At 69.2% G+C, this 25,036-nt stretch carries 22 protein-coding genes; 10 read left to right on the plus strand and 12 right to left on the minus strand.

The genetic code is table 11. The features are described from left to right. Positions 1-8 precede the first annotated feature (8 nt). Entirely contained in the window at positions 9-203 is a 195-nt protein-coding gene (locus DCN14_RS38090; protein WP_143331681.1) for a hypothetical protein, read from the plus strand. A 124-nt stretch (positions 204-327) separates the two neighbouring features. Here the strand turns inward: DCN14_RS38090 and DCN14_RS23505 are convergent, their stop codons facing one another. Then, complete coding sequence (locus DCN14_RS23505) at positions 328-792, minus strand: Lrp/AsnC family transcriptional regulator (protein WP_006755043.1); 465 nt, start codon at positions 790-792, stop codon at positions 328-330. Positions 793-1,152: 360 nt separating this feature from the next. Between DCN14_RS23505 and DCN14_RS23510 the strand changes: the two genes are divergently transcribed. After that, entirely contained in the window at positions 1,153-1,701 is a 549-nt protein-coding gene (locus tag DCN14_RS23510; RefSeq protein WP_096505227.1) for a Spy/CpxP family protein refolding chaperone, read from the plus strand. Between the two features lie 128 nt (positions 1,702-1,829). Further along, entirely contained in the window at positions 1,830-2,261 is a 432-nt protein-coding gene (locus DCN14_RS23515; RefSeq protein ID WP_096505225.1) for a PGDYG domain-containing protein, read from the plus strand. Between the two features lie 27 nt (positions 2,262-2,288). On the opposite strand, the gene DCN14_RS23520 is transcribed toward DCN14_RS23515, so the two are convergent. From DCN14_RS23520 to DCN14_RS23555, 8 genes are all read right to left on the minus strand, one after another. After that, the gene (locus tag DCN14_RS23520) at positions 2,289-2,651 is read right to left on the minus strand and encodes a DUF3022 domain-containing protein (protein WP_096505223.1); all 363 of its coding nucleotides are present in this window, start codon (positions 2,649-2,651) and stop codon (positions 2,289-2,291) included. 13 nt (positions 2,652-2,664) lie between these two features. After that, positions 2,665-3,453 (minus strand): YhfC family glutamic-type intramembrane protease, encoded by a 789-nt coding sequence (locus DCN14_RS23525; protein ID WP_096505221.1) that lies wholly within the window; start codon positions 3,451-3,453, stop codon positions 2,665-2,667. A gap of 54 nt (positions 3,454-3,507) precedes the next feature. After that, positions 3,508-4,551 carry a LacI family DNA-binding transcriptional regulator gene (locus DCN14_RS23530; protein ID WP_096505450.1) on the minus strand — a complete coding sequence of 348 codons (1,044 nt, stop codon included), beginning with the start codon at positions 4,549-4,551 and terminating at the stop codon, positions 3,508-3,510. 358 nt (positions 4,552-4,909) lie between these two features. Beyond that, complete coding sequence (locus DCN14_RS23535) at positions 4,910-5,875, minus strand: NAD(P)-dependent oxidoreductase (RefSeq protein ID WP_096505219.1); 966 nt, start codon at positions 5,873-5,875, stop codon at positions 4,910-4,912. Positions 5,876-5,879: 4 nt separating this feature from the next. Continuing rightward, positions 5,880-7,160, minus strand: coding sequence for an MFS transporter (locus tag DCN14_RS23540; protein ID WP_096505217.1), 1,281 nt, complete (start codon positions 7,158-7,160; stop codon positions 5,880-5,882). A gap of 250 nt (positions 7,161-7,410) precedes the next feature. After that, positions 7,411-8,403 carry a sugar kinase gene (locus DCN14_RS23545; protein WP_096505215.1) on the minus strand — a complete coding sequence of 331 codons (993 nt, stop codon included), beginning with the start codon at positions 8,401-8,403 and terminating at the stop codon, positions 7,411-7,413. Between the two features lie 28 nt (positions 8,404-8,431). Further along, complete coding sequence (locus DCN14_RS23550) at positions 8,432-9,196, minus strand: TIM barrel protein (RefSeq protein WP_096505213.1); 765 nt, start codon at positions 9,194-9,196, stop codon at positions 8,432-8,434. 163 nt (positions 9,197-9,359) lie between these two features. After that, entirely contained in the window at positions 9,360-10,253 is an 894-nt protein-coding gene (locus DCN14_RS23555; RefSeq protein WP_096505211.1) for a LysR family transcriptional regulator, read from the minus strand. 111 nt (positions 10,254-10,364) lie between these two features. Between DCN14_RS23555 and DCN14_RS23560 the strand changes: the two genes are divergently transcribed. Both DCN14_RS23560 and DCN14_RS23570 read left to right on the plus strand, forming a co-directional pair. Continuing rightward, on the plus strand, positions 10,365-11,432 hold the full coding sequence (locus tag DCN14_RS23560) for a YeiH family protein (protein ID WP_096505209.1): 1,068 nt from the start codon (positions 10,365-10,367) through the stop codon (positions 11,430-11,432). A gap of 115 nt (positions 11,433-11,547) precedes the next feature. Next, a complete protein-coding gene (locus DCN14_RS23570) occupies positions 11,548-13,281 on the plus strand; it encodes a ClcB-like voltage-gated chloride channel protein (protein WP_203368169.1) in 1,734 nt (577 codons plus the stop codon). Between the two features lie 94 nt (positions 13,282-13,375). Here the strand turns inward: DCN14_RS23570 and DCN14_RS23575 are convergent, their stop codons facing one another. Continuing rightward, a complete protein-coding gene (locus DCN14_RS23575) occupies positions 13,376-13,996 on the minus strand; it encodes a TetR/AcrR family transcriptional regulator (RefSeq protein ID WP_096505203.1) in 621 nt (206 codons plus the stop codon). A gap of 192 nt (positions 13,997-14,188) precedes the next feature. Here DCN14_RS23575 and DCN14_RS23580 point away from each other — a divergent pair, with 192 nt between their 5' ends. Genes DCN14_RS23580 through DCN14_RS23590 form a run of 3 tightly spaced genes read left to right on the plus strand, consistent with a single transcriptional unit; the run spans position 14,189 to position 20,027 of the window. Then, a complete protein-coding gene (locus DCN14_RS23580) occupies positions 14,189-15,298 on the plus strand; it encodes an efflux RND transporter periplasmic adaptor subunit (RefSeq protein WP_096505201.1) in 1,110 nt (369 codons plus the stop codon). Continuing rightward, positions 15,295-18,444: an efflux RND transporter permease subunit gene (locus DCN14_RS23585; RefSeq protein ID WP_096505199.1), complete on the plus strand. Its 3,150-nt coding sequence runs from the start codon at positions 15,295-15,297 to the stop codon at positions 18,442-18,444. Before DCN14_RS23580 ends, DCN14_RS23585 begins: the two co-directional genes overlap by 4 nt. Before the next feature lie 2 nt (positions 18,445-18,446). Then, positions 18,447-20,027: an efflux transporter outer membrane subunit gene (locus tag DCN14_RS23590; RefSeq protein WP_096505197.1), complete on the plus strand. Its 1,581-nt coding sequence runs from the start codon at positions 18,447-18,449 to the stop codon at positions 20,025-20,027. Between the two features lie 172 nt (positions 20,028-20,199). Here the strand turns inward: DCN14_RS23590 and DCN14_RS23595 are convergent, their stop codons facing one another. Continuing rightward, positions 20,200-20,727: a hypothetical protein gene (locus DCN14_RS23595; RefSeq protein WP_096505448.1), complete on the minus strand. Its 528-nt coding sequence runs from the start codon at positions 20,725-20,727 to the stop codon at positions 20,200-20,202. A gap of 75 nt (positions 20,728-20,802) precedes the next feature. Continuing rightward, positions 20,803-22,200: a sigma 54-interacting transcriptional regulator gene (locus tag DCN14_RS23600; RefSeq protein WP_096505195.1), complete on the minus strand. Its 1,398-nt coding sequence runs from the start codon at positions 22,198-22,200 to the stop codon at positions 20,803-20,805. Between the two features lie 250 nt (positions 22,201-22,450). Here DCN14_RS23600 and DCN14_RS23605 point away from each other — a divergent pair, with 250 nt between their 5' ends. Both DCN14_RS23605 and DCN14_RS23610 read left to right on the plus strand, forming a co-directional pair. Further along, the gene (locus tag DCN14_RS23605; RefSeq protein ID WP_096505446.1) at positions 22,451-23,335 is read left to right on the plus strand and encodes an MBL fold metallo-hydrolase; all 885 of its coding nucleotides are present in this window, start codon (positions 22,451-22,453) and stop codon (positions 23,333-23,335) included. A gap of 29 nt (positions 23,336-23,364) precedes the next feature. Next, positions 23,365-25,032 carry a bifunctional protein tyrosine phosphatase family protein/NAD(P)/FAD-dependent oxidoreductase gene (locus tag DCN14_RS23610; RefSeq protein ID WP_096505193.1) on the plus strand — a complete coding sequence of 556 codons (1,668 nt, stop codon included), beginning with the start codon at positions 23,365-23,367 and terminating at the stop codon, positions 25,030-25,032. Positions 25,033-25,036: the final 4 nt, after the last annotated feature.

The following is a 25,036-nucleotide window of genomic DNA, read 5'->3' on the forward strand; positions in this document are numbered from 1 at the left end:
TCGACGGAATGACGACACTTTTCGTCGTAACGACCAAACCGTCTGAAAATCGTATCAATCGCCGGCTGCAACGGGCCGCGCAAGCGGCGTCCGGGCGCTCGGAAAGAACGAACTCAAACGGGATCGAGGCGGAATGCAGGAAGGCGCATGAGCCGTTGCTCGCGCCGGCACCGGCAGCAGTCGACGCAACGACGCCGGCGTGACGATGCGCACGCCAACGCGCCGCCCTGCGGCAAGCGCAAACGGCGAGCGTCAATGAAAGATAAAGGAGGAAGGCCTGCGCAACGATCGCGCTGCGACGTCACGCGCGACGCCGCACGCGACGCATTACCCGCCGATCGTGCCGCGATCGATCTTGCGCGACAGAATGATCGACGTCGTCGTGCGCTCGACGCCCTCGAGCGTGCCGATCTGGTCGAGCAGATCGTTGAGGCGCTCCGGCGAATCGGCGCGCAGCCAGGCGACATAGTCGTACTCGCCGCTCACCGCGCACAGCAACTGCACCTCGGGCATCCGGTCGAGCCTGCGCAGCACGTCCTTGCCGAACTTCGGCGTGAGGATGATGCCGACGTACGCGTAAATGCTCGCATCGAGCACATCCTGTCCGAGCCTCACGCTGTATCCGGCAATCACGTTCGTCCGCTCGAGCCGCGCGATGCGTGCGACGACGGTCGTGCGCGCGACGTCGAGCTGCCGCGCGAGATCGGCGACGCTTGCGCGCGCATCCGCTTGCAGCAGCGCAACGAGTTGCCGGTCGAGGTCGTCGAGTTGGTCGAGGCGGGGTGGACGCATGAGGCTGGGCCGGCGTGCAGCGCACCGGCGAAATGGAACGTGACGCGATGATAGCGCCGAACGCCGGGCCGCCCAACCGGGATCGTGCATCGTGGCAACGATCGCACCGGGACATCGCGCGGCCTGTTTCGCACGCATCGATCGCGCGCCGATCGAGCGCTGCCGTCGTCGCCCGAACGTGCCCGACACCGCGTCCACCCGCTATGTCCCTTTCAATTTCTATTCGTATCGGTTGTAAGCAAGTGTCGCTTTCGCTGCCGTGTCGTGCACAACGTGCTACTAATAGCGGCGACGCGAGATGCGCGCTCGCGGCAGTTGCCGCCGCGCCCACTCGCACGACACCACCCCGGAGAGCCAACCATGAAGAAAATCTCGCTCACCCTCGCTACGCTCGTCGTTGCGGCCAGTGCATTCGCGCAGACCCAACCGCAATCGCAGCCCGCTCCGGCCGCGGCCACGCCGACGGCCGCGTCGGCACCGAGCGCCGAGCAGCGTGCGGCGCACCGTGAAGCGCGCATCGAGCAGCGCATCAAGTATCTGCACGACCAGTTGAAGATCACGTCGGCGCAGGAACCGCAGTGGAAGACGTTCGCCGACGCGATGCGCGAGAACGGCGAAACGATGGGCCGCCTCTATCGCGCGCGGATCGAGAACCACAACGTGTCGGCAGTCGACGACGTGAAGCAGTACGCGGAACTCGCGCAGGCGAACGCGGACGGCGCGAAGAAGCTCGCCGACGCCTTCGCGCCGCTCTACGAGAGCTTCCCGGCCGAACAGAAGGCGCTGGCCGACACGACGTTCCGCAACTGGCTGCACCACGGCGGCGAACACCGCGGCAAGGGCAAGGCCAGGAGCAAGGAAGGCAAGGCAGCCGCCGCGCCCGCCGCAAGCGCTCCCGCCCAGCCCTGATCTCCGCATTGCCGGCGCCGCGCTGCCCGTCCGGGCCGAACGGCGCCGCGCGTCCCGCAGGCAGTCGGCGCGTCACACGGCGCGCCGATTTCGGGATAAGCTGCCGGCTTTTCCCGCACTTCCCCGCCATGCTCGAACTCAAGCACCTCGATCTGCGTACCGATCCGCAGGCCCGTCGCGTCGTCAAGGACGAAACCGTCGCGGTCGCCTTCGCGGATGCCGACGGCGAACTGATGAGCCTCGAAGGCCCGAACCGCTACGTCGCGGGCGACGCGCTGATCACCGGTTCGACCGGCGATCGCTGGGTCGTGTCGCGCGCGCGCTTCGATGCCAAGTACCTGCCCGCCGACTCCGCGCTCGTGCACGGCACGCCGGGCGCGTACCGGAACCGGCCGACCGTCGTGCTCGCCCGCCGGATGGACGAGCCGTTTACGATTGCCCGCTCGGAAAACGGCGACACGCTGCGCGGCATCGCCGGCGACTGGGTGATGCAATATGCGCCCGGCGACTACGGCGTCGTGCAGGCACAGCGCTTCGCGCAGGTCTACCACGACGCGTAACCGGCCGCGCCGGCATTGCGCCGGCGCTTACGCGAAATCTTCGTCGAGTTCGAGTTCCGCGTCGCGCTCGATGGCCTGGCCGGCCGCATGCCGCTCCTCGAGCGAACCCAGCATCGCTTCCGTATACGCATGCAGCACCGCATGGCTGCGCGCGCGCTGCATCGGCCGAAGCGCCAGATAGCGCGCGAGCGCGGCCGGCACGATACGGATATCGAGCGTCATCCGCTTCGGCGTCGCGCCGAAACGCATCGCGAGCCAGTGCACGGACAGGAACCGCCCGCGCGCGTCGCTGCTTTCGGTAAAACGCGTCTGCTCCGGAAAGAGATCGCAGATCACGCGCGCGAGCGCGTCGAATTCAGCGCTCCGGCATTCGATCAGATAGTCGTCCATTCCCGCTCTCCCGTCAGGCCGCCGCACGCCGCGGCCGGCACGTTTTCACCAGCACGACGACCAGGATCGCGGTCAGCACGAAATACGCGGCTTCGAGCCATCCGGCCGGCAGCACACGGACCTGGTAAAGCAGCGTCGGCGCGAGCGCGAGCGCATGCAGCACGATCGCGAGCGGCAGCACGCCTGCGCGGCCGGCACGCACGCCGCGCCACACCAGCACCGACAGCGCGAGCTGTATCACGAAGCCCGAGCAGCGTTCGAGCAGCAACAACAGGATCGACGGCACCGACAGCGTCGCCAGCATCACGTGCAACCGCACGACGGTATCGCCCGGCAGGTCCGCGAGCTGCGTTTCGAGCTGGCCGCGGCTCGCGAGCCACGCGAGATACGACCACTGGCCCCACACGAGCACGCCGACGAACCACGCTTCGGCGCCCGCATGGCCGATCCCGTAGCCGATGCCGCGACCGTCGCCGGCCGACGCGCCATAGCGGCGATTCAGGAAACGCATCCCCAGATAGCGGCCGGCTTCCTCGAATACGGCGGTCGCGAGCGCGCTGTATGCGACGAACGCCAGCGGCTGCGTGAGCCACCCGCCTGCCGGCGTCTGGCTCAGCACGAGACCGTGGAAAGCGCGTTCGACGATCATCGCGAACAGCGTGAAGACGGCGACGCCGACGATCGTGTCGCGGCGGTCGAGCGCAAGCGGCTTGCGCAAAATACGGAAGAGAACGAACGGCAGCAGCGCGATGATCAGCGTGGCGGCGATCAGCACCGCCAGCGTGACGGGGGCGACAGTCATGTATTTCCTTGTTCAGGGCAGCGCACCTGACGCGCTGCGTGCCCCGAATGATACTCAGCTTGCCGTCGACGCGCGCGCAATCAGCTCGCCGGGCAGCATCGCGACGCGCACGTCGCCGGCCGCGCCGTCGATGCGTTCGTGCACGAATTCGACGGCCTTGTAGCCGATTTCGTAGGTCGGCTGGCGAATCGTCGTGATGCCGATCAGCTCGGCCCACTCGGGATCGTCGATCGACAGCAGCGCGGCCTTTGCCTGCCACGCGGCACCGAAACGCGCGCGCAGATGGCGCGCGATCGCGAGCGCGACCGGCGCGTTCGCGGCGAACAGCGCCGCGCGCACGCCGCGTTGCGTCGCGGCGTCGATGCGCGCGTCGAGGTCGGCGAGCGCCGCCGCGGCCGCATCGGGTTCGTTCAGGTCGAGTACGACCGTCGGCGGCACCGGCAGCCCGCGCGCGTCGAGCGCCGCGCGGAAGGCGGCCTCGCGCACGCGCCGCGAACTGACCTGCTCGAACGGCTGCACGACGAAATGGATCGCATCGAAGCCGCGCTCGATCAGGTGCGCGAGCGCCGTCTCGATCGCATCGGCGTTGTCGAGGCCGATCAGGTCGGCCTCGAAGCCCTCGACGGTCCGGTCGACGAGCACGGCCGGAATGCCGCCGCCGCGCAGCGGGCGCAGCACTTCCTCTTCGGCGCCGAGCGCGTTGACGATCAGCCCTTCGACGCGATACGTCGTGAGCAGCTGCAGGAAGCGCCGCTCCATCTCGACTTCGTTCGCCGCGTGACAGATCAGCGGCATGTAGCCGAGCGCATGACACGCGGCCTCGACGCCCTGCAGCACTTCGACGGTGTAGGGATTGGTCAGGTCGGCCGCGAGCATGCCGAGCAGCCGGTTGCGACCGCGCTTGAGCCCGCGCGCCATCTGGTTCGGCCGGTAGTTGAGCCGGGCGATCGCCGTCTCGATCCGCTGGCGCAGATCGGCGGACAGCACGTGCGTCTCGCCGTTCAGGTAGCGAGAAACGCTGGTCTTGCCCGTGCCGGCTTCGCGCGCGACGTCGCTGATCGTCGCCGGACGCTGCGTGGTAAGTTGCGAATCGGTCAAGTCGTGCCTCGCGACGGTCGATCCGCGCCGCTTCATGTGCGGACGGACTTTGTTGTTGGATACGAAAGCCACCCGGCGCGCGCCGCTGTCGATCAGCGTCGGCGCTTCAGCGCCCATGCCGATCCGATGCCGCGCGATCGACCGAAGCCGGCGCATTCGCGCCCGCTCCGGTCATCTGCTGCAACGAACAGCGGCCGGCCGCACCGGATCTGGCACGGATGCCCGTCGCCGGACGCCGCCGGCAAGGTGGGCCGGGCCGCGGATGCGACGAGCGGGCGATCATAACGCAGCCTGCCCTCCGGTACCAATACTACCGGCTCTAACGGGGCCGGCGGCCTCGCCGGCCGGCCGTCGGCGCTCAGGCGCGCGCGAGCGCGCCGGGATTGACAAGATTCGTGCGCAGCGTGCCGGCCAGCGCGCCGACCAGGTTTTCCGCGGCGCAGCGCGCCATCGCGTGGCGCGTCTCGTGCGTCGCCGAGCCGATATGCGGCAGCGCGACGACGTTGCGCATCTGCAGCAGCGGTGAATCGGCCGGCAACGGCTCCTTCTCGAACACGTCGAGCCCCGCGCCACGGATCGTGCCCGCGCGCAGCGCGTCGATCAGCGCGGCCTCGTCGACCACCGGCCCGCGCGATGCGTTGATCAGGATCGCGCCGCGCTTCATCTTCGCGAATTCGGCCGCGCCGATCATATGATGCGTTTGCGGCGACAGCGGCACCTGCAGGCACACGAAATCCGACTGCGCGAGCAAGGCGTCGAGCGTCACGCGGCGCGCGCCGTACTGCGTCTCGGCTTCCGCGTGCGCGGACCGGTTCGCATACAGCACCTGCATCCGGAAGCCGAGCGCCGCGCGGCGCGCGACCGCCCCGCCGATCCGCCCGAGCCCGACGATGCCGAGCGTCTTGCCCTGCACGTCGGTGCCGTACAGGTCGGGGCCGATGCTGCGCTGCCAGTGGCCCGCCTTCACCCACTCCGCCAGTTCGACCACGCGCCGCGCGGACGCGAGGATCAGCGAGAACACGGTGTCGGCGGTCGATTCGGTCAGCACGTCGGGCGTATGCGCGAGCACGATGCCGCGCCGCGTCAGGTCGTCGACGTCGAAGTTGTCGTAGCCGACCGAGATCGTCGACCAGGCCTTCAGCCGCGGCGCGCGATCGAGCATTTCGGGCGTGACCTTCAGGCTCGCGCCGATCGCGCCGTCCGCGTCGCCGAGCGCATGGGCGAGCGCGTCGGCGCCGTCGGCCTGCACGACCTCCGCATGCTCGCGCAGGTACGCGAGAACGTCATCGGGCAGCGGCTTGTACGCGACGATACGGGGCTTCATCGTTTCATTTTCCTTGCAGCGGCGCCGCGAGCGAGTGCTCGTCGCGCGCCTGGGGTTTGACGGACAGCGTGAGGATCACCGCCGCGATGAGCGCGACGCTCATGAACGCATACGATGCGACCGGCGACCCGGTCGCGCCGTTCAGGTAGCCGACGAAATACGAGCCGACGAACGAGCCGAGCGCGCCCATGCTGTTGATCAGCGCCATCGCGCCGCCGGCGACGTTCTTCGGCAACAGTTCCGGCACGATCGCGAAGAACGGGCCGTACGGGGCATACATCGCGGCGCCCGCGACGACGAGCAGCGCATACGAGATCCAGAAATGCGACGAGCCGAGCGCATACGACGCAGCGAATGCGGCAGCGCCGACCAGCAGGAACGGCCACACGAAGCCGCGGCGCGAGCCGACCTTGTCCGACGCCCACGATGCGACGAGCATCGCGATCGTCGCCGCGAGATACGGCAGCGCCGACAGCCAGCCGGTCGCGACCATCCCCAGTGCGGAGCCGTTCTTGACGATCGACGGCAGCCACAGCACGAAGCCGTACACGCCGATGCTCCAGCAGAAGTACTGTGCGCACAGCTTGATCACGGCCGGCGAACGGAACGCCTCGCCGTAGTTGCGCATCGGCTTGATCGCCGCCTGTTCGGCCGCGAGCGCCGCGTCGAGGTCGCGTTTTTCCTGTGCGGTGAGCCACGGCGATTCGGCCGGCTTGTCCTGCACGAGGAACCACCAGCACACGGCCCAGATCACGGCCGGCACGCCTTCGGCGATGAACATGTGGCGCCAGCCGAATTCGTGGACCAGATAACCGGACACGACCGACATCCACAACACCGTCACCGGGTTGCCGAGGATCAGGAACGTGTTCGCGCGCGAGCGCTCGTTCTTCGTGAACCAGTTGCTGATGTAGATCAGCATCGCGGGCATCACGGCCGCTTCGACGACGCCGAGCACGAACCGGATCGCCATCAGCGACGGGATGTTGCTGACGATGCCCGTGAGCGCCGCGCAGCCGCCCCACAGCACGAGGCTGACGAACACGAGCTTCTTGACGCTGCGGCGCTCCGCATAGATCGCGCCCGGGATCTGGAAGAAGAAGTAGCCGAGGAAGAACAGCGCGCCGATCAGCGACGACAGGCCCTTGCTGATCCCGAGGTCCTGGTTGATGCCGGCCGCCGCCGCGAACCCGTAGTTCGCGCGGTCGAGGTAAGCGAGGCTGTAGGTAATGAAGACGATCGGCATGATCGTCCACCAGCGTCGGGCTGCGAGATTGGCTGCCATCAGTGTGTCTCCTATGTCGGTGGGAGTTAGCGCTTCAGCGCTTACTCCCACCCCATGCCGCTGTTGGTGAGAGTTGGTGCTTCAGCGCCTACTCTCACCCTGCGGCGGTCGGTGGGAGCCGGCGCTTCAGCACTGCCCCCCACCCTTTCGGGAATCGACCGGCATCGGCGCATCGGCGCCGGATCCGGCCTCATGCAAAACCGTGCACGAAGCACGAACTGGGTCCGCGGATTGTGCCGTGCCCGGCCTCTCATTGCGCGGCGGCGGTTTCTTGCAAACGCTCGGCGCAATTGCCGACGTTTTCGAGCCGATCGAGTGCCGCACGGGTCGGCAGGCCTTCCGAGTCGCCGATCACCTGGATCGCCAGCGCCCCGATGCGGTTGCCGCGCGCGACGGCCTGCTCCACGGAGCGGCCTTCCAGCAGCGCGCTGACCACACCGACCGCGAAGCCGTCGCCGGCCCCGACCGTGTCGACCACGTTCGCGACGCGCTCGCCGGTCACCGTGCCCTCGCGGCCGTCAGCCGTGCGGAAGTACGCGCCTTCGGCGCCCAGCTTGATCACCACGCCGCGCGCACCCTGCGCCAGGTAGAAACCCGCGATGTCGGCCGGCGCGTCGTGCCCGGTAAGCTGCCGCCCTTCGGACAGGCCCGGCAGTACCCAGTCGGCGAGTGCCGCCAGCGCGTTCAGCGTCGTCGCCATCACGTCGGCGGACGGCCACAGCGTCGGGCGCAGGTTCGGGTCGAACGAAATCGTCTTGCCGGCCGCGCGCATCTCGCGTGCGAGACGAAACGCGAGCTCGCACGACGTCGCGGAAATCGCCGGCGCGACACCCGTCAGGTGCAGGTGACGCGCGCCGAGCACGTAGTCGGCCACGTAGTCGTCGCACGACAGGTGGCTCGCGGCGGAGCCCTTGCGGAAATATTCGACGGCCGGGTCGCTGCCGTCGTCGTTGCGCGACTTCAGCTGGAAGCCGGTCGGATAGCGCGGATCGACGGTCACGCACGACGCATCGATGCCTTCGCGCGCCAGCGTGTCGAGCACGTAGCCGCCGAACGAATCGCGGCCGACCCGGCTCATCCAGCCGACCCGGAAGCCGAGCCGCGACAGGCCGATCGCCACGTTCAGGTCCGCGCCCGCGATCCGCTTCGTGAATTGCGCCGCGTGCGCGAGGTGGCCCGGCTCGGCGGCGACGAACATCGCCATCGCTTCGCCGTAGGTCACGACATCGAGTGCTGCTTTCATGACTGAATTCCTCCGTGTCCTTCCGATGTCACGCGGCGGCGAGCCACGCGACGCGCCGGCCGGCATCGCCCACCAGGTCGGCCGCATCGAACGGAAACTCGATGCCGCGCGGCACCGCTTGCGGCAAGGCCGCGAGCACGCCCGCGACGAGCGGATCGCCCGGCGCCGGCGCCACCGCGAAACGGCGCGCACCCTCGCCTTCAACGGCCTTGCAATGAATGTATTCCACATGCGGCGCGAGCACCTGCGCGCATGCGAGCGGCGCTTCGCCCGGCCACTGCCAGTTGCCGATATCGAACGTCATGCCGACCGCATCCGGCATGCCCGCGGCGCTCAACGCGGCGAACAGCCCGCGGAACTGCGCGAGCGCGCCGCCCACCGGCAGCTGGCCGTTCTCGACCACCACGCGGGCCCGCGCGCCGCGCGACAACGCAACGAGGTCGGCCGCGTGCGCGTCGCCGGCGAAGCCGCCGAGCTGGAATTTGACGAAGCGCGCGCCGAGCGCGTCGGCTTCCACGAGCGTGTCGCGCAACGCGTCGGCATCGAGCGCGCCCGTTTCCGTATACAGCGTGGCCGGCGTCGAGTAGACCGACCACAGCCCGTGCGCGGCGAGTTCCGCGCCGAGCGCGGCCAGCGCGCCCGGCGTCGCGTCGTCGTCCGACGCGAACAACTCGCGCCGCACTTCGAAACCGGTCGCACCGGACGCCGCCGCGGTCTCGATGAATGCACGGTGGCCCTGCTGGCGCACGCGGTCCATCCCGAATGCACTCGCCACGATCACGATGTCTGCCATTTCTCGCCCTTTCTTCCCGAAATGGAACCGGTTCCATTTGCTTGAGACGGATGGTGCGCTTCGCCTTTGGCGTGCGCCATAGAGGAAATCCCTAGGCCGGACCGGCGTGCAAGTACGCGCCAGCCGACGCGCCCCCGGCGTTCCCGGGCCGCGCCCGGCCCGCTTATCCGGCGTCGTGCGTGAGGCTCATGTCGAGGAACTGGACGGCCACGCGCGATGGCGCGGCGCCGTGCGGCACGAGAATCGAGAAATGGCGCGTGAGCGGCTCGGGCGCCAGCGAACGCGCCACGAGCGCCGCATCCTGATGGCGCAGCGACATCGCGGACACGAAACCGACGCCCATCCCCGCGCGCACGGCTTCCTTCACGGCCTCGACGCCCGAAATCTCGAACGCGACGCGCATCGGCGCGCCGCCGTGCGCAAACGCACGCTCGACGAGCTGGCGCACGCCGGAGCCCTCCTCGCGCAACACGAGCGGATGCGCGGCGAGCGCGTCGAGCGCGACGCCCGCGTCGTACCCGGGCGCGGCGAGCGGATGCCCGGCCGGCACGATCGCGACGATCTCGTCCTCGTGCCACGCATGCACGGCGGTGCCGGGCGGCAGCGTCTCGCCGGGCGGCCCTTCGATCATCGCGATGTCGAGCGATGCCAGCGCGGCGACCACGTCGGCCGTATTGCCGCTCATCGTCTGGATCGCCACGCGCGGCGCGCGCGGCTGGAATGCCGCGATCAGGTACGGCAGCAGATAGCTGGCCGGTGTGGTGCTCGCACCGATGCGCAGCGTGCCGGCGTCGAGCCCGCGCACCGCGTCGCGAAACGCGCGCGCCTGCGCGAACGTGTCGCGCTGCGCCTTCGCGTATTGCGCGAGCTGTTCGCCGACCGGCGTCAGCCGGATGCCGCGGCCGTCGCGCTGGTACAGCGGCTCGCCGAACTCGTCCTGCAGCAGGCGCAACTGGCCCGATACGGCCGGCTGCGACAGATGCAGCGCGACAGCGGCACGGCTGATGTTCAGGTGTTCGGCGACGGCGGCGAACGTTATCAGTTGATCCGGGGTCATGGGGATAAATTATCGGCTTTCCGGATAGTTTACGTCACAAATCACAATTTTTCATATCGATATAACCAAATTAGGATTAGAACATCGCAACATGCTTCATACGGTACCTCCATGTCCACTGCTCCGACTCCCCATCTTGGCCACGCCGCGCCGTCGATGCGCGGCCAGTTGAACGGCGTGCTGTTCGTCGCGCTGTTCGCCGCCGCCGTCACCAGCCTGTCGCAACTGCCGGCCGTCGCCGGGCTCGGCCTGTCGCCGCTGATCGTCGGGATCATCGCCGGCGCGCTGTACGGCAACGCGCTGCGCGACGGCATGCCGGCGAGCTGGGCGGCCGGCGTCAACTTTTCCGCGCGCAAGCTGCTGCGCATCGCGGTCGCGTTCTTCGGCTTGCGCGTGAGCCTGCAGGAAATCGCGCAGGTCGGCCTGCCGGGCCTCACGGTGTCGGTGCTGGTGGTCGTCAGTACGCTCGTGATCGGCACCTGGGTCGGCATGAAGGTGATGAAGCTCGATCGCGACGCGGCGCTGCTGACCGCCGCCGGCAGCGCGATCTGCGGCGCGGCCGCGGTGCTCGCGTTCGAGTCGACGCTGCAGTCGAAGCCGCACCAGAGCGCGATGGCCGTCGGTAGCGTCGTATTGTTCGGCACGCTGTCGATGTTCCTGTACCCGCTCGCGTATCACGCCGGCCTGCTCGATCTCGACCCCGCCGGCCTCGGCCTGTTCTTCGGCGGCACGATCCACGAGGTCGCGCAGGTGGTCGGCGCGGCAAGCGACATCAGCCCGCAGGTCACGCACGTCGCAACGATCGTCAAGATGACGCGCGTGATGCTGCTGGTGCCGGTGCTGCTCTCGCTCGGCTGGTGGCTCGCCCGCTCCGCACGGGCAACCGCCGACGGCGCGCAAGGCAAGCGCAAGGTGGCCGTGCCCTGGTTCGCGCTCGGCTTCCTCGCCTTCGTGATCGTCAACTCGCTGAACGTGCTGCCCGCCGACGTCACGCATACGCTGAACGTGCTCGATACCTTCGCGCTGACGATGGCGATGACGGCCCTGGGCATCGAAACACGCGTCTCGCAGATCCGCGAGGCCGGCCCCCGCGCGCTGACCACCGGCCTGATCCTGTATGTGTGGCTGATCGCCGGCGGCTACGGCATCACGCTGGCCGTACAGCACTGGCTTGGCTGAGCCGCACGCCCACGCCGCGACGAGCGCCGCGCCCGACGGGGAAGTCCCGCGGGCGCGGCGCAATGCTATGCTTCGCGACGGTTTCCCTCGTCCTCTTTTCCGCTCTCTTTCAGCCGTGCTCTCGTTCCTGCTGAAGCTGCGCACTCGCGCTCAAACGCTGTTCCGCCTGTCGGACGCCCATACGATGCTGATCTGGTCGGCCATCGTCGGCGTCGGCGGCGCCTTCGCCACGATGGCGTTCCGCGAAGGCATCGACCTGATGCAGCGCCTGATCTCGGGGCACAGCGGCAGCTTCGTGCAGATGGCGAAAAACCTGCCGTGGTACGTGCGGTTCTGGATGCCGGCCGCGGGCGGCTTCCTCGCCGGCTGCGTGCTGCTGCTCGCGACGCGCGGCGACAGGCAATCCGGCAAGACCGACTACATGGAAGCCGTCGCGCTCGGCGACGGCATCGTGCCGGTGCGGCAGAGCCTGTGGCGCAGCGTGTCGTCGCTGCTGACCATCGGCAGCGGCGGCTCGATCGGCCGCGAAGGCCCGATGGTGCAGCTCGCGGCGCTCGCCGCGTCGCTGGTCGGCCGCTTCGTGCACTTCGATCCGCCGCGCCTGCGCCTGCTCGTCGCGTGCGGCGCCGCGGCCGGCATCACGTCCGCGTACAACGCGCCGATCGCCGGCGCGTTCTTCGTTTCCGAAATCGTGCTCGGCACGATCGCGATGGAAAGCTTCGGGCCGATGGTCGTCGCGTCGGTCGTCGCGAACATCGTGATGCGCGAATTCGCCGGCTACCGGCCGCCGTACGAGATGCCGGTGTTCCCCGCCGTCACGGGCCCCGAGGTGCTGCTGTTCGTCGTGCTCGGCGCGCTGTGCGGCGTGCTCGCGCCGCAGTTCCTGCACCTGCTCGATGCGTCGAAGAACCAGTTCAAGCGGCTGCCCGTGCCGCTGCCGGTGCGGCTCGCGATCGGCGGCCTCGTCGTCGGCGTGATCTCGGTGTGGATTCCGGACGTGTGGGGCAACGGCTACAGCGTCGTGAACCACATCCTGCATTCGCCGTGGACCTGGCAAGCGCTCGTCGCGGTGCTGGTGTTCAAGATCGTCGCGACCGCCGCGACGGCCGGCTCCGGCGCGGTCGGCGGCGTCTTCACGCCGACGCTGTTCGTCGGCGCGGTGTTCGGCTCGCTGTTCGGAATCGCGATGAACGCGCTGTGGCCGGGCCACACGTCCGCGTACTTCGCGTATGCGATGGTCGGAATGGGCGCGTTCATGGCCGGCGCCACGCAGGCGCCGCTGATGGCGATCCTGATGATCTTCGAGATGACGCTGAGCTACCAGGTCGTGCTGCCGCTGCTGGTGTCGTGCGTGTTCGCGTATTTCGTCGCGCGTGCGACGGGCACGACGTCGATGTACGAGATCACGCTGCGCCACCACCAGGACGCGGAAGAACGGGTGCGCCTGCGCACCACGCAGATGCGCCAGCTGATCCAGCCCGCGCAGACGGTCGTGCCGCTCACCGCGAGCGTGGCCGACATGACGCGCGTGTTTCTCGAATATCCGGTGAAGTATCTGTACGTGACCGACGACACCGGGCGCTTTCGCGGCGCGGTCGCGCTGAAGGACATCACGTCCGACCTGCTCGACAAGCGCGACACGACCGACAAGACGGCCGCGCACTACGCGCATACGCCGTTTCCGCTGCTCACGCCCGACATGCCGCTCGCGAGCGCGCTCGAACGCTTCATGGCGTTCCAGGGCGAACGGCTGCCGGTGATCGAAAGCGAAGCCGAGCCGACGCTCGCGGGCGTGGTCTACAAGACGTCGCTGCTCGACGCGTACCGGCGGATGACGGGCGAGCGCTGACGGGCTCGGCGCACGTGACCCGGTGTTGCGTGCGCTGCCGCCCCGCATCCCGGGCGGCCACCGCCACACCACCGCGCGCCGCCCGCCTGGACATTCAGTCCGGCGCGCGCCCCAGCACGACCCGTGCGAAGAACCCCGCGAGCACCGATTCGGCCACCTCCGCCGACACGTGCTGCGGGTCGGCCGTGTAATACGACTGCACGCCGTCGCACAGGCACATCAATCCGAATGCGAGCGTCTCGGCCGGCAGCAGCAGCGGCGTGCCCGCGCGCTCCGCGAAACGCTGGATGAATTCGGCCATCTGCAGCCGCTTGCCGTGCAGGAACTGGTTGAAGCGCACGCGAAACTTCGCGTCGCGCGCCGCCTGCAGCTTCGCCTCGCCCCACAGCAGCGAATATTCGTCGTCGCGAAAGAGCGTCCGGTAGTACGCGAGCGTCATCGACTCCATCTGCTCGCGCGGGCCGCCTTCCTCGAAGATCGCTTCGAAGTCGGCCCGCACCGAATCGTGGTCGCGCTCGAGCAACTCGAGCAGCAGTTCCGACTTGCTGCGGAAATTCGAATAGAACGCGCCGCGCGTGTAGCCGGCCGCCGCCGCGATGTCCTCGACGCTCGCCGCGACATAGCCTTTCTTCATAAAAATCCGGTGCGCGGCAGTCAGCAGACGCTCGCGCGTCTGGTCCCGGCTCTGCTCGCGAGTTAAGCGCTGTGGTCTCATGGCGCGCAGTCTAGCACCAACTCCCTTTCGGATTCATCTTTGCACTCGGATACAGGTGTGTATTAGAATTCGCCACAGTTTCCGAACGACCTCGTTCGGCTCTATTCGTGCGCGCCGAGGCCGGCGCCACTCGGGGCAAGCGCCCGTCGCGCTTGCCGGCTTCGTTCCGCTCTCACCTGATCTGGGGGTTTCGTGAATCGCTCCGGTTCCCGCGCCGCGCTGCTGATCGGCGCCGCGCTCGTCCTCGCCGCCTGCCATCCGAAGGAAGCCGCGCCGCCCGCGCCGCGCCCCGTCGTCGCGCTGCCCGCCCATGCCGACGATGCGGCGCCCGCGCGCACGCTGCCCGGCGAGATCCAGCCGCGCTACGCGACGCCGCTGTCGTTCCGCATCGCGGGCAAGATCGTCGAGCGCAAGGTGCGGCTCGGCGACACGGTCAAGACCGGCCAGGTTGTCGCGCTGCTCGATCCGTCCGACGTCGAGAAGAACGCCGCGAGCGCGCAGGCGCAGCTCGATGCCGCGTCGCACAGCCTCGCGTTCGCGAAGCAGCAGCTCGACCGCGATCGCGCGCAGGCGCGCGAGAACCTGATCGCGACCGCGCAGCTCGAGCAGACCGAGAACAGCTACACGTCCGCGCTCGCGCAGCGCGACCAGGCGCAGCAGCAGCTCGCCCTCGCCAAAAACCAGCTCCGCTATGCGACGCTCGTCGCCGATCACGCGGGCACCATCACCGCCGAACAGGCCGACACCGGCCAGAACGTGTCGGCCGGCCAGGCCGTCTACCAGCTCGCGTGGTCGGGCGACGTCGACGTCGTCAGCGACGTGCCCGAGGCCGCGCTCGCATCGCTCGCGCCCGGTCACGCAGCCAGCGTCACGCTGCCGTCGCTGCCGGGCCGCCAGTTCGCGGCCAAGGTGCGCGAAATCGCACCGGCCGCCGATCCGCAAAGCCGCACGTATCGCGTGAAGCTCACGCTCGCCGCGCCCGATCCGGCCGTCCGTCTCGGGATGACCGCGAATGTCGCGTTCGACGGCGCGCCGGCCGCCGGCAACGCGCCCACCATCACGCTGCCCGCGACCGCGCTGTTCCATGACGGCCCGCATCCGGCCGTATGGATCGTGCGCGCGAAGGACGACACGCTCGCGCTGCGCCGCGTCGACGTCGCGCGCTTCAACGAGCGCACCGTCACCGTGTCGAACGGGCTGCAGCCGGGCGAGCGCGTCGTGCTGCAGGGCGTGCATACGGTCAGCGCGGGCGAGAAGGTGCGCGCGATCGCGCCGCTGCATCCGGAGGACTTCGCGTCATGAGCGTCCCCCGTGAAGAAGGCCGGTTCAACCTGTCGGCGTGGGCGCTGCGCCACCAGGCGCTGGTCGTCTACCTGATCGCGCTCGCGACGCTCGCGGGCATCCTCGCGTACACCCGCCTCGCGCAATCCGAAGACCCGCCGTTCACGTTCCGCGTGATGGTGATCCGCACGTTCTGGCCCGGCGCGAGTGCGCGGCAGGTGCAGGAGCAGGTGACCGACCGGATCGGCCGCAAGCTGCAGGAAACGCCGGCCATCGACTTCCTGCGCAGCTATTCGCGCCCCGGCGAATCGCTGATCTTCTTCACGATGAAGGATTCCGCGCCCGTGAAGGACGTGCCCGAAACCTGGTACCAGATCCGCAAGAAGGTCGGCGACATCGGCTATACGCTGCCGCCGGGCGTGCAGGGCCCGTTCTTCAACGACGAGTTCGGCGACGTCTACACCAACATCTGGACGCTCGAAGGCGACGGCTTCACGCCCGCGCAGCTTCACGATTACGCGGACCAGTTGCGCACGGTGCTGCTGCGCGTGCCGGGCGTCGGCAAGGTCGACTACTTCGGCGACCCCGACCAGCGCATCTTCATCGAAGCCGACAACGCGCAGCTCACGCGCCTCGGCATCTCGCCGCAGCAGCTCGGACAGGCGATCAATGCGCAGAACGACATCTCGTCGGCCGGCGTGCTGACCACCGCCGACGATCGCGTGTTCGTGCGGCCGAGCGGCCAGTTCGACAACGTCGCGGCGATCGCCGACACGCTGATCCGCATCAACGGCCGCACGTTCCGGCTCGGCGACCTGGCCACCGTGAAGCGCGGCTACGACGATCCGCCCGTCACGCAGATGCGCGCGAACGGTCATGCGGTGCTCGGCATCGGCGTGACGATGCAGCCCGGCGGCGACGTGATCCGGCTCGGCAAGGCGCTCGACGCCGAATCGAAGGATCTGCAGGCGCAATTGCCGGCCGGCCTGAAGCTGACGCTGGTGTCGAGCATGCCGCATGCGGTGGCGCATTCGGTCGACGACTTCCTCGAAGCCGTCGCCGAAGCGGTGGCGATCGTGCTGGTCGTGAGCCTCGTGTCGCTCGGGCTGCGCACCGGGATGGTCGTGGTGATCTCGATTCCGGTCGTGCTCGCCGTCACCGCGCTCTTCATGTACCTGTTCGACATCGGGCTGCACAAGGTGTCGCTCGGCACGCTGGTGCTCGCGCTCGGGCTGCTCGTCGACGATGCGATCATCGCGGTCGAGATGATGGCCGTGAAGCTCGAGCAGGGCTACAGCCGCGCCCGCGCCGCCGCGTTCGCCTATACCAGCACCGCGTTTCCGATGCTGACCGGCACGCTCGTCACGGTCTCGGGCTTCCTGCCGATCGCCCTCGCGAAATCGAGCACCGGCGAATACACGCGCTCGATCTTCGAGGTGTCGGCGATCGCGCTGATCGCGTCGTGGTTCGCGGCCGTCGTGCTGATCCCGCTGCTCGGCTATCACCTGCTGCCCGAGCGCAAGAAGCACGCGCACGAAGCGCATCTGCCGGACGATCACGAGCACGACATCTACGACACGCGCTTCTATACGCGGCTGCGCGGCTGGATCGACTGGTGCATCGAGCGGCGCTTCGTCGTGCTGCTGATCACCGGCGCGCTCTTCGTCGTCGCGCTGACGGGCTTCACGCTCGTGCCGCAGCAGTTCTTCCCGAGCTCCGACCGCCCCGAGCTGCTGGTCGACCTGCGGCTGCCCGAAGGCGCGTCGTTCGCGGCGACGCTGCGCGAGACGGCGCGCCTGGAGAAGGTGCTCGACAAGCGGCCCGAGATCGATCATTCGGTGAACTTCGTCGGCAGCGGCGCACCGCGCTTCTACCTGCCGCTCGACCAGCAGCTTCAGTTGCCGAACTTCTCGCAGTTCGTCGTCACCGCGAAATCGGTCGAGGATCGCGAAAAACTCGCGACCTGGCTCGAAACCACGCTGCGCGACCAGTTTCCGGCCGTGCGCTGGCGCCTGTCGCGGCTCGAGAACGGGCCGCCCGTCGGCTACCCGGTGCAGTTCCGCGTGAGCGGCGACGATATCGCGACGGTGCGCGCGATCGCCGAGAAGGTGGCGGCGACGATGCGCGGCGACGCGCGCGCGGTCAACGTGCAGTTCGACTGGGACGAGCCCGCCGAGCGCTCGGTGCGCTTCGAGCTCGACCAGAAGAAGGCGCGCGAGCTGAACGTCACGTCGCAGGACGTGTCGAGCTTCCTCGCGATGACGCTGTCCGGCACCACCGTCACGCAGTATCGCGAACGCGACAAGCTGATCGCGGTGGATCTGCGCGCGCCGCGCGCGGACCGCGTCGACCCGGCCCGGCTCGCGGGCCTCGCGATGCCGACGCCGAACGGCCCGGTGCCGCTCGGCTCGCTCGGCCGCTTCACGCCGACGCTCGAATACGGCGTGGTGTGGGAGCGCGACCGCCAGCCGACCATCACCGTGCAGTCCGACGTGCGCGCCGGCGCGCAGGGCATCGACGTCACGCATGCGATCGACGCGAAACTGAATGCGTTGCGTGCGCAACTGCCGGTCGGCTATCAGATCAACATCGGCGGGTCGGTCGAGGAAAGCGCGAAAGCGCAGGCATCGATCAACGCGCAGATGCCGCTGATGGCGATCGCGGTGTTCACGCTGCTGATGATCCAGCTGCAGAGCTTCTCGCGCGTGCTGATGGTCGTGCTCACCGCGCCGCTCGGCCTGATCGGCGTGGTCGGCACGCTGCTGCTGTTCGGCCAGCCGTTCGGCTTCGTCGCGATGCTCGGCGTGATCGCGATGTTCGGGATCATCATGCGCAACTCGGTGATTCTGGTCGACCAGATCGAGCAGGACATCGCCGCCGGCCACGGACGCTTCGACGCGATCGTCGGCGCGACCGTGCGGCGCTTCCGGCCGATCACGCTGACCGCCGCGGCCGCCGTGCTCGCGCTGATCCCGCTGCTGCGTTCGAACTTCTTCGGGCCGATGGCCACCGCGCTGATGGGCGGGATCACGAGCGCGACCGTGCTGACGCTGTTCTACCTGCCCGCGCTGTACGCCACGTGGTTCCGCGTGAAGCGCGACGAACGCGATCCGCGCGACGGCCCGCCCAACGACGGCAGCACGCCTGCCGCGCCGTCGGGAGCCTGATCATGGAACTGTCGATGACCCTGAAAACGAAGGCCGCGCGGGCGCTCGCGGCCGCGACCCTCGCCGGCCCGCTCGCCGGCTGCGCATGGTTCGCGCCGAGCGGCGAGGCGCCCGCGATGCCGTCGCCCGCCCATTACGGCGCCGCGCCGCAAGTGCAGCAGACGGTTGCCGCGCAAGGCGTCGCGCAGCAGTTCGAGGTCGGCGCGCAACCCGTGCCCGACTGGTGGACGCAGTACCGCTCCGATGCGCTGAACGCGCTCGTCGACGAAGGGCTGCGCAACAGCCCGACGCTCGGCGCGGCGTCGCATTCGCTCGATGCCGCGCGCGAACAGCTGCGCGGGCAGATCGGCAGCTCGATGCTGCCGTCGATCGATGCGGTCGGCCAGGCCGCGCGCCAGCGCGCGCTGGGCGTGCCGATTCCGGCGCTCGGCGCGCCGACGCTGCTGTACGACACCTTCGTCGGACAACTGCAGGCGAGCTACACGATCGACCTGTTCGGCGCGTCGCGCTTCGCGAACCGGGCGCTCGCCAAACGCGTCGACGTCAGCGCGTTCCAGCTCGAATCGGCGCGGCGCGCGCTCGCCGCGAACATCGTCACCGCGTCGATCACGGTGTCGGTGCTCAACGCGCAGATCGCGACGACCGAGCGGCTCGTCGCGCTCGCGAACGACCAGGCGCACGACGCGCAGCGACGCTATGCGCTCGGTTCGGCATCGCGCAGCGACGCGCTGAACGCGCAACAAAGCGCGGATACGTTCGCGGCCAGCCTGCCCGCGCTGCGCCAGCAGCGCGACGCAGCGCGCCATGCGCTCGCGGTACTGATCGGCCGTACGCCCGACCAGCCGCCCGCCGATCTCACGCTCGCCGACCTGCATCTGCCCGCGCAGGTGCCCGTGGTCGTGCCGTCGGTCCTGCTGCAAAGCCGACCCGACGTCCAGGCCGCCGACGCGGGGCTGAAGGCGGCCGCCGCCGAAGTCGGCGTCGCGACCGCGCAGATGTTCCCGCAACTGTCGCTGTCGGCGGCGCTGGGCAAAGGCGGCTTCAGCTGGCCGGCGATGCTGTCGGGCGCCGGCGCGATCTGGAATGTCGGTGCGTCGCTGAGCCAGCCGCTGTTCCATGGCGGCGCGCTGCTCGCGCAGCGCCGGGCGGCAAAGGCGACCTACGAGGCCGCGGTCGATCAGTACAAGCAGACCGTGCTGGCCGCGTTCCAGAACGTCGCCGATTCGCTCGCCGCGCTCGAACACGATGCGCAAGCGCTCGATGCGTCGTCGCGTGCCGCGCTGTCCGCGCGCGGCGCCTATGACGATGCGGCCGCCCGCGTGCGGCTCGGCGCGTTGCCGCCGTCGGCCGCGCGGGCGAGCGAACTGCAGTACCGCAATGCGCGGCTCGACGAGATCCGCGCGACCGGCGCGCGCTTCGCCGACACCGCGCGGCTCTACCAGGCGATGGGTACGCCGCCGGTCGACCCGGCCGGCAACGCCGCGAAGGCCGGGAAAGCCGACGCAGCCGGCAACGCGGATCACAACACCCCCGGCGCCCAGGCCGGCACGGGCACAACCGACGCGACGCCGTCACCGCAATAACGCATCGCACACCCTTTGTGTCGGGCCCACGGCACGCGGAGCTCTCCGCGCGCCGATTTGCGATCTTCCGCTTGACCCTCAACTCCCGTGTGCGCACCGAACGGAGGACACCATGCGGCTCAAAGCGGGAAGCGTGATCGACATGCGCTGAACCACCCGCCCGGCAGCGTACTCAGCGATAGTCGCGCAGGCTGATCGCGCGCCAGTGCTTCGTCATGTAGCGCAGGAACACGGGTTGCGCCTTCAGGTCCGCACTCGGCGCGGGCACCGCACCGCCGTCCATGAACTTGCCTTTGACCGTGACGGTCTCCTCGCCGCGCAGCACGTATTTCGTCCCCTGGTCGATCAGGAAGTACTTGACCTGGTCCGCGCTGACGTCGCCGCGGCAGCCGATCTTGTATGCGAACAGGAACTGCTTGCGACCGTTGCCGAGCAGGTCGGTCATCTCGATCGACGCCGGCACGACGTCGAGGATCACGTCGACCGGGCATTCCTTCACATAGTCGCGCACCGTCCAGTCGGGCCGGCCGTCGAGTGTCGCGGATACCTTGAGCTGCACGTCGTCGCCGGACTCGGTCCGCGCGAACGTCACCGCATGCGCGCCCAGCGCATCGGTCCACGCATATTCGGCGGCCTGTGCCGGGTTGGCCAGCGTAGCGGCGGCCAGCAACATGCAACCGGAAAGGAGAGGATTCTTCATCGGCGACGGCGTTGGAATCGAACGCGCCATTATCGACAAAGCCGCCCGTGGCCGCCAGTTACCGCGACGCTACGCTCACCGGTCGCGCATCCCGAGCCCGAGCGCCTTCATCCGCCGATACAGCGTCCGCTCGCTCATCCCGACATGCTCCGCCAGCGCCTTGCGCGTGCCGTCGAACGTGCCGGCAATCCGCACGAGTTCCGCATCCGACACGCCGCGCGAGTCCGCCGCGCGCGCGTGCGGCGCCGCCGATGCCGCGACCAGCTCGGCCGGCAGATGCTCGACGCGAATCGTCCCGTCGTCCGCGAACAGGCACGCGCGTTCGAGCACGTTGCGCAGCTCGCGGATGTTGCCGGGCCACGCATACGCGTCGAGGCAGGCCCGTGCGCGCTCGGTCAGCACGAACGGCCGGGCCGCGAACGGCCGCGCGCCGGCATCGCCCGCGCCGGCGCGCGCATTCGCGATCCGCTGCAGGATCGATTCGGCCAGCAGCGCCACGTCGCCGCGCCGTTCGCGCAGCGCGGGCAGCGGAATCGGAAACGCGTTGATCCGGTAGTACAGATCCTGTCGGAACCGGCCGTCGTCGATCATCTCGCGCAGCGGCTTGTGGGTCGCCGCGACGAGCCGGAAATCCGCGCGCAGCGCCTCGACGCCGCCGACGCGCCGGAACGTCCCCGACTCGATCAGCCGCAGCAGCTTCACCTGCATCGGCAGCGGCACGTCGCCGATCTCGTCGAGAAACAGCGTGCCGCCCTGCGCGGTCTCGACGAGGCCCGGCTTGCGCTGATTCGCGCCGGTAAAGGCGCCCTTCTCGTAGCCGAACAGCTCGCTCTCGAACAGCGTCTCGGCGATCCCCGAACAATCGACGACCACGAACGGCCCCATCGCGCGATCGCTCGCCTCGTGCAGCGCCCGTGCGAACAATTCCTTGCCGGTGCCCGACTCGCCGAGCAGCAGCACGGGCAGCGTCGACGGCGCGACCCGCTGCAACGCGCCGAGCGCCGCATTGAACGCGTCGGCGCCGCCGACGAGCCCTTCCGCGCTCGGCTGCGCCGACGCACTGCGCACCGTCGTCAGCCGCTCGACGTACGCGATCACGGTGCCGCTCGCATCGAAGATCGGCCGCAGCTCGACGTCGACGTGCTCGGGGCCGCGCGGCGTATGGTGGATGTGCAGCACGCGGTTCAGGCTGCGCGATTCGCGCGCCTGCTTCATCGGGCAATGCTCGCCGGCCTGGTCGCACGGCACGTCGTAGTGATGCGAGACCTGGAAGCAGTGCCGGCCCACGTGCTCGACGCCCGCCACGCCGAACTGGCGGCGGTACGCATCGTTCGCTGCGAGGATGCGGTAATCGGGATCGACGACGATCATCGGCTGCGGGTCGTGCTCGAGATACGCGACGAGCGCACGCACGTCGGGCATCACGTCGCGCGGCGGCGCGGGAACGATCGGAATGGTGTCGCGCGGATTCATGCGGAGGCTCGAAAGCGGATGGCCGGGCGGGCTGCCAGACCGACTGCCAATTCTGCCACGACACTGCCAGTCGTGGCAGTCCACATGGACGGCAGCACGTCGCCCGCCGTTGCAGATCGCCGCAATCGCTCCGAAAAGACGAGCCAAATCAAGCACCTGTCAAGTCGCCAAGCGCCGCGACGCCGGTTGGCACGCTTCTTGAACATGAGATTCCCGATTGCAGATGCAGAACCCGATCGAGGACATTCCCGTGAGCCCTACTCCCACGCTGTCAGTCGAAGGCTTTTTCGACCCGGCGACCCACACCGTCAGTTATCTGCTGCTCGATACGGCGAGCCGCGCGTGCGCGCTGATCGACAGCGTGCTCGACTACGATCCGAAATCCGGCCGCACGCACACGGCCAGCGCCGACCGGCTGATCGCGCGCGTCGCCGAACTCGGCGCGACCGTGCACTGGCTGCTGGAAACGCACGTGCATGCCGACCATCTGTCGGCCGCGCCGTACCTGAAGGCGCACGTCGGCGGCCGGATCGCGATCGGCTCGCACGTGCGCCGCGTGCAGCACGTGTTCGGCACGCTGTTCAACGCCGGCCCCGGCTTCGCGCAGGACGGCAGCCAGTTCGACCGGCTCGTCGACGACGGCGACACGCTCGCGCTCGGCGCGCTGACGATCCGCGCGCTGCACACGCCGGGCCATACGCCCGCGTGCCTGACCTACTGCGTCGACGACGCGATGCAGCGCGCGGCCTTCGTCGGCGACACGCTGTTCATGCCCGACTACGGCACGGCCCGCTGCGACTTCCCCGGCGGCGACGCACGCACGCTGTACCGCTCGATCGCGCGCGTGCTGGAACTGCCGCCCGACACGCGCCTGTATCTGTGCCACGACTACCAGCCGGGCGGCCGCGACGTGCAGTACGTGACGACCGTTGCCGAGCAGCGCCGCGCGAACGTGCACGTGAAGGACGGCGTGACCGAGGACGCTTTCGTCGACATGCGCACCGCGCGCGACGCGACGCTCGACATGCCCGTGCTGATGCTGCCGTCCGTGCAGGTCAACATGCGCGCCGGCCACCTGCCCGAACCCGAAAACAATGGCGTGCGCTACCTGAAGATCCCGCTCGACGCGATCTGAGCCGCCGCCCCGACCGGAGAACCCCCGACATGACCATCCGCAAGCTGACCGACACGCTGTCGGTGTCACCCCAGATCGCCGTGACCGACCTGCCCGCGCTGCACGCCGCCGGCATCCGCGCGATCGTCTGCAATCGCCCCGACGGCGAAGGCGCCGACCAGCCGACCGTCGCCGAGATCCGCGCCGCCGCCGCGCCGCTCGGTATCGCCGTGCATGACCGGCCCGTCGATACGGGCAAGGTCACCGACGACCAGGCCGCGCAGTTCGGCACGCTCGTCGCGTCGCTCTCCGGCCCGGTGCTCGCGTACTGCCGCAGCGGCACGCGCTCGGCGACGCTGTGGGCGCTGTCGCAGGCCGGCCTGCGCCCGCTGAACGACATCGTCGCGACGGCCGCCGCGGCCGGCTACGACCTCGGCGCACTCGCGTCGCGTCTCGCGCAAGGCGGCCGGTCCGCCGCACCGGCCGTCGATGCGCGGCACGACATCGTGATCGTCGGCGCGGGCGCGGCCGGCGTCGCGGTCGCATCGAGCCTGCTCGCACGCGACGCGTCGCTCGATATCGCGGTGATCGATCCCGCCGATATCCACTACTACCAGCCGGGCTGGACGATGGTCGGGGCCGGCGTATTCCAGCCGGAAACGACCGCGCGCCGGATTGCCGACCTGCTGCCGCGCGGCGTGAAATGGATCCAGGCCGCCGTCGCCGGCTTCGAACCCGACGCGCATACGGTCGTGCTCGACGGCTGCCGGCGCATCGGCTACCGCAAGCTCGTCGTGTGCCCGGGGCTCAAGCTCGACTGGCACGCGATCGACGGTCTCGCCGACACGCTCGGCCGCAACGGCGTGACGTCGAACTACCGCTACGATCTCGCGCCGTACACGTGGGAACTGGTGCAGGCGTTCCGCGGCGGCAATGCGCTTTTCACGCAACCGCCGATGCCGATCAAATGCGCGGGCGCGCCGCAAAAGGCGATGTACCTGTCGTGCGATCACTGGCGGCGCACCGGCCGCCTCGGCGCGGCGAACGTCGAATTCCTGAACGCGGGCGGCGCGCTGTTCGGGGTGGCCGACTACGTGCCCGCGTTGATGGAATACGTGAAAAGCTACGACATCGCGCTGTCGTTCGGCCACAACCTCGTCGCGATCGACGGGCCGGCGCGGCGCGCGACGTTCACGCGCACGCTGCCCGGCGGCGGCACCGAGACCATCGAGCGCGCGTTCGACATGATCCACGTCGTGCCGCCGCAGAAGGCGCCCGACTTCGTGCGCGCGAGCCCGCTCGCCGACGCGGCCGGCTGGATCGACGTCGATCCGGCGACACTGCGCCACAAGCAGTTCGAGAACATCTTCGCGCTCGGCGACGTCACCAATACGACCAACGCGAAAACCGCCGCGGCCGCCCGCAAGCAGGCGCCCGTCGTCGCGCACAACGTGCTCGCGTCGCTCGGCCGCGCGCAAGGCCACGCCGCGTACGACGGCTACGGCTCGTGCCCGCTCACCGTCGAGCGCGGCAAGATCGTGCTCGCGGAATTCCTGTACGGCGGCAAGGTCGCGCCGACCTTCCCCGCCTGGCTGATCGACGGCAGGCGCCCATCGCGGCTGGCATGGCTGCTCAAGGAGCGCGTGCTGCCGCCGGTCTACTGGAAGGCGATGCTCAAGGGCCGCGAATGGCTCGCGAAACCCGCGATCGCACGTTGACCCA

This window comes from Burkholderia sp. IDO3 (assembly GCF_003366075.1).
GTDB lineage: Bacteria > Pseudomonadota > Gammaproteobacteria > Burkholderiales > Burkholderiaceae > Burkholderia > Burkholderia anthina.

What these genes read in the sequence shown, in the direction of transcription:
- DCN14_RS23520 (WP_096505223.1), bottom strand. Translation starts at nt 2,651, where the DNA reads ATGGACGACTATCTGATCGAATGCCGGAGCGCTGAATTCGACGCGCTC.
- DCN14_RS23510 (WP_096505227.1), top strand. Translation starts at nt 1,153, where the DNA reads ATGAAGAAAATCTCGCTCACCCTCGCTACGCTCGTCGTTGCGGCCAGT.
- DCN14_RS23600 (WP_096505195.1), bottom strand. Translation starts at nt 22,200, where the DNA reads ATGAATCCGCGCGACACCATTCCGATCGTTCCCGCGCCGCCGCGCGAC.
- DCN14_RS38090 (WP_143331681.1), top strand. Translation starts at nt 9, where the DNA reads ATGACGACACTTTTCGTCGTAACGACCAAACCGTCTGAAAATCGTATC.
- DCN14_RS23525 (WP_096505221.1), bottom strand. Translation starts at nt 3,453, where the DNA reads ATGACTGTCGCCCCCGTCACGCTGGCGGTGCTGATCGCCGCCACGCTG.
- DCN14_RS23610 (WP_096505193.1), top strand. Translation starts at nt 23,365, where the DNA reads ATGACCATCCGCAAGCTGACCGACACGCTGTCGGTGTCACCCCAGATC.
- DCN14_RS23585 (WP_096505199.1), top strand. Translation starts at nt 15,295, where the DNA reads ATGAGCGTCCCCCGTGAAGAAGGCCGGTTCAACCTGTCGGCGTGGGCG.
- DCN14_RS23505 (WP_006755043.1), bottom strand. Translation starts at nt 792, where the DNA reads ATGCGTCCACCCCGCCTCGACCAACTCGACGACCTCGACCGGCAACTC.
- DCN14_RS23560 (WP_096505209.1), top strand. Translation starts at nt 10,365, where the DNA reads ATGTCCACTGCTCCGACTCCCCATCTTGGCCACGCCGCGCCGTCGATG.
- DCN14_RS23595 (WP_096505448.1), bottom strand. Translation starts at nt 20,727, where the DNA reads ATGAAGAATCCTCTCCTTTCCGGTTGCATGTTGCTGGCCGCCGCTACG.
- DCN14_RS23575 (WP_096505203.1), bottom strand. Translation starts at nt 13,996, where the DNA reads ATGAGACCACAGCGCTTAACTCGCGAGCAGAGCCGGGACCAGACGCGC.
- DCN14_RS23590 (WP_096505197.1), top strand. Translation starts at nt 18,447, where the DNA reads ATGGAACTGTCGATGACCCTGAAAACGAAGGCCGCGCGGGCGCTCGCG.
- DCN14_RS23515 (WP_096505225.1), top strand. Translation starts at nt 1,830, where the DNA reads ATGCTCGAACTCAAGCACCTCGATCTGCGTACCGATCCGCAGGCCCGT.
- DCN14_RS23540 (WP_096505217.1), bottom strand. Translation starts at nt 7,160, where the DNA reads ATGGCAGCCAATCTCGCAGCCCGACGCTGGTGGACGATCATGCCGATC.
- DCN14_RS23555 (WP_096505211.1), bottom strand. Translation starts at nt 10,253, where the DNA reads ATGACCCCGGATCAACTGATAACGTTCGCCGCCGTCGCCGAACACCTG.
- DCN14_RS23535 (WP_096505219.1), bottom strand. Translation starts at nt 5,875, where the DNA reads ATGAAGCCCCGTATCGTCGCGTACAAGCCGCTGCCCGATGACGTTCTC.
- DCN14_RS23550 (WP_096505213.1), bottom strand. Translation starts at nt 9,196, where the DNA reads ATGGCAGACATCGTGATCGTGGCGAGTGCATTCGGGATGGACCGCGTG.
- DCN14_RS23545 (WP_096505215.1), bottom strand. Translation starts at nt 8,403, where the DNA reads ATGAAAGCAGCACTCGATGTCGTGACCTACGGCGAAGCGATGGCGATG.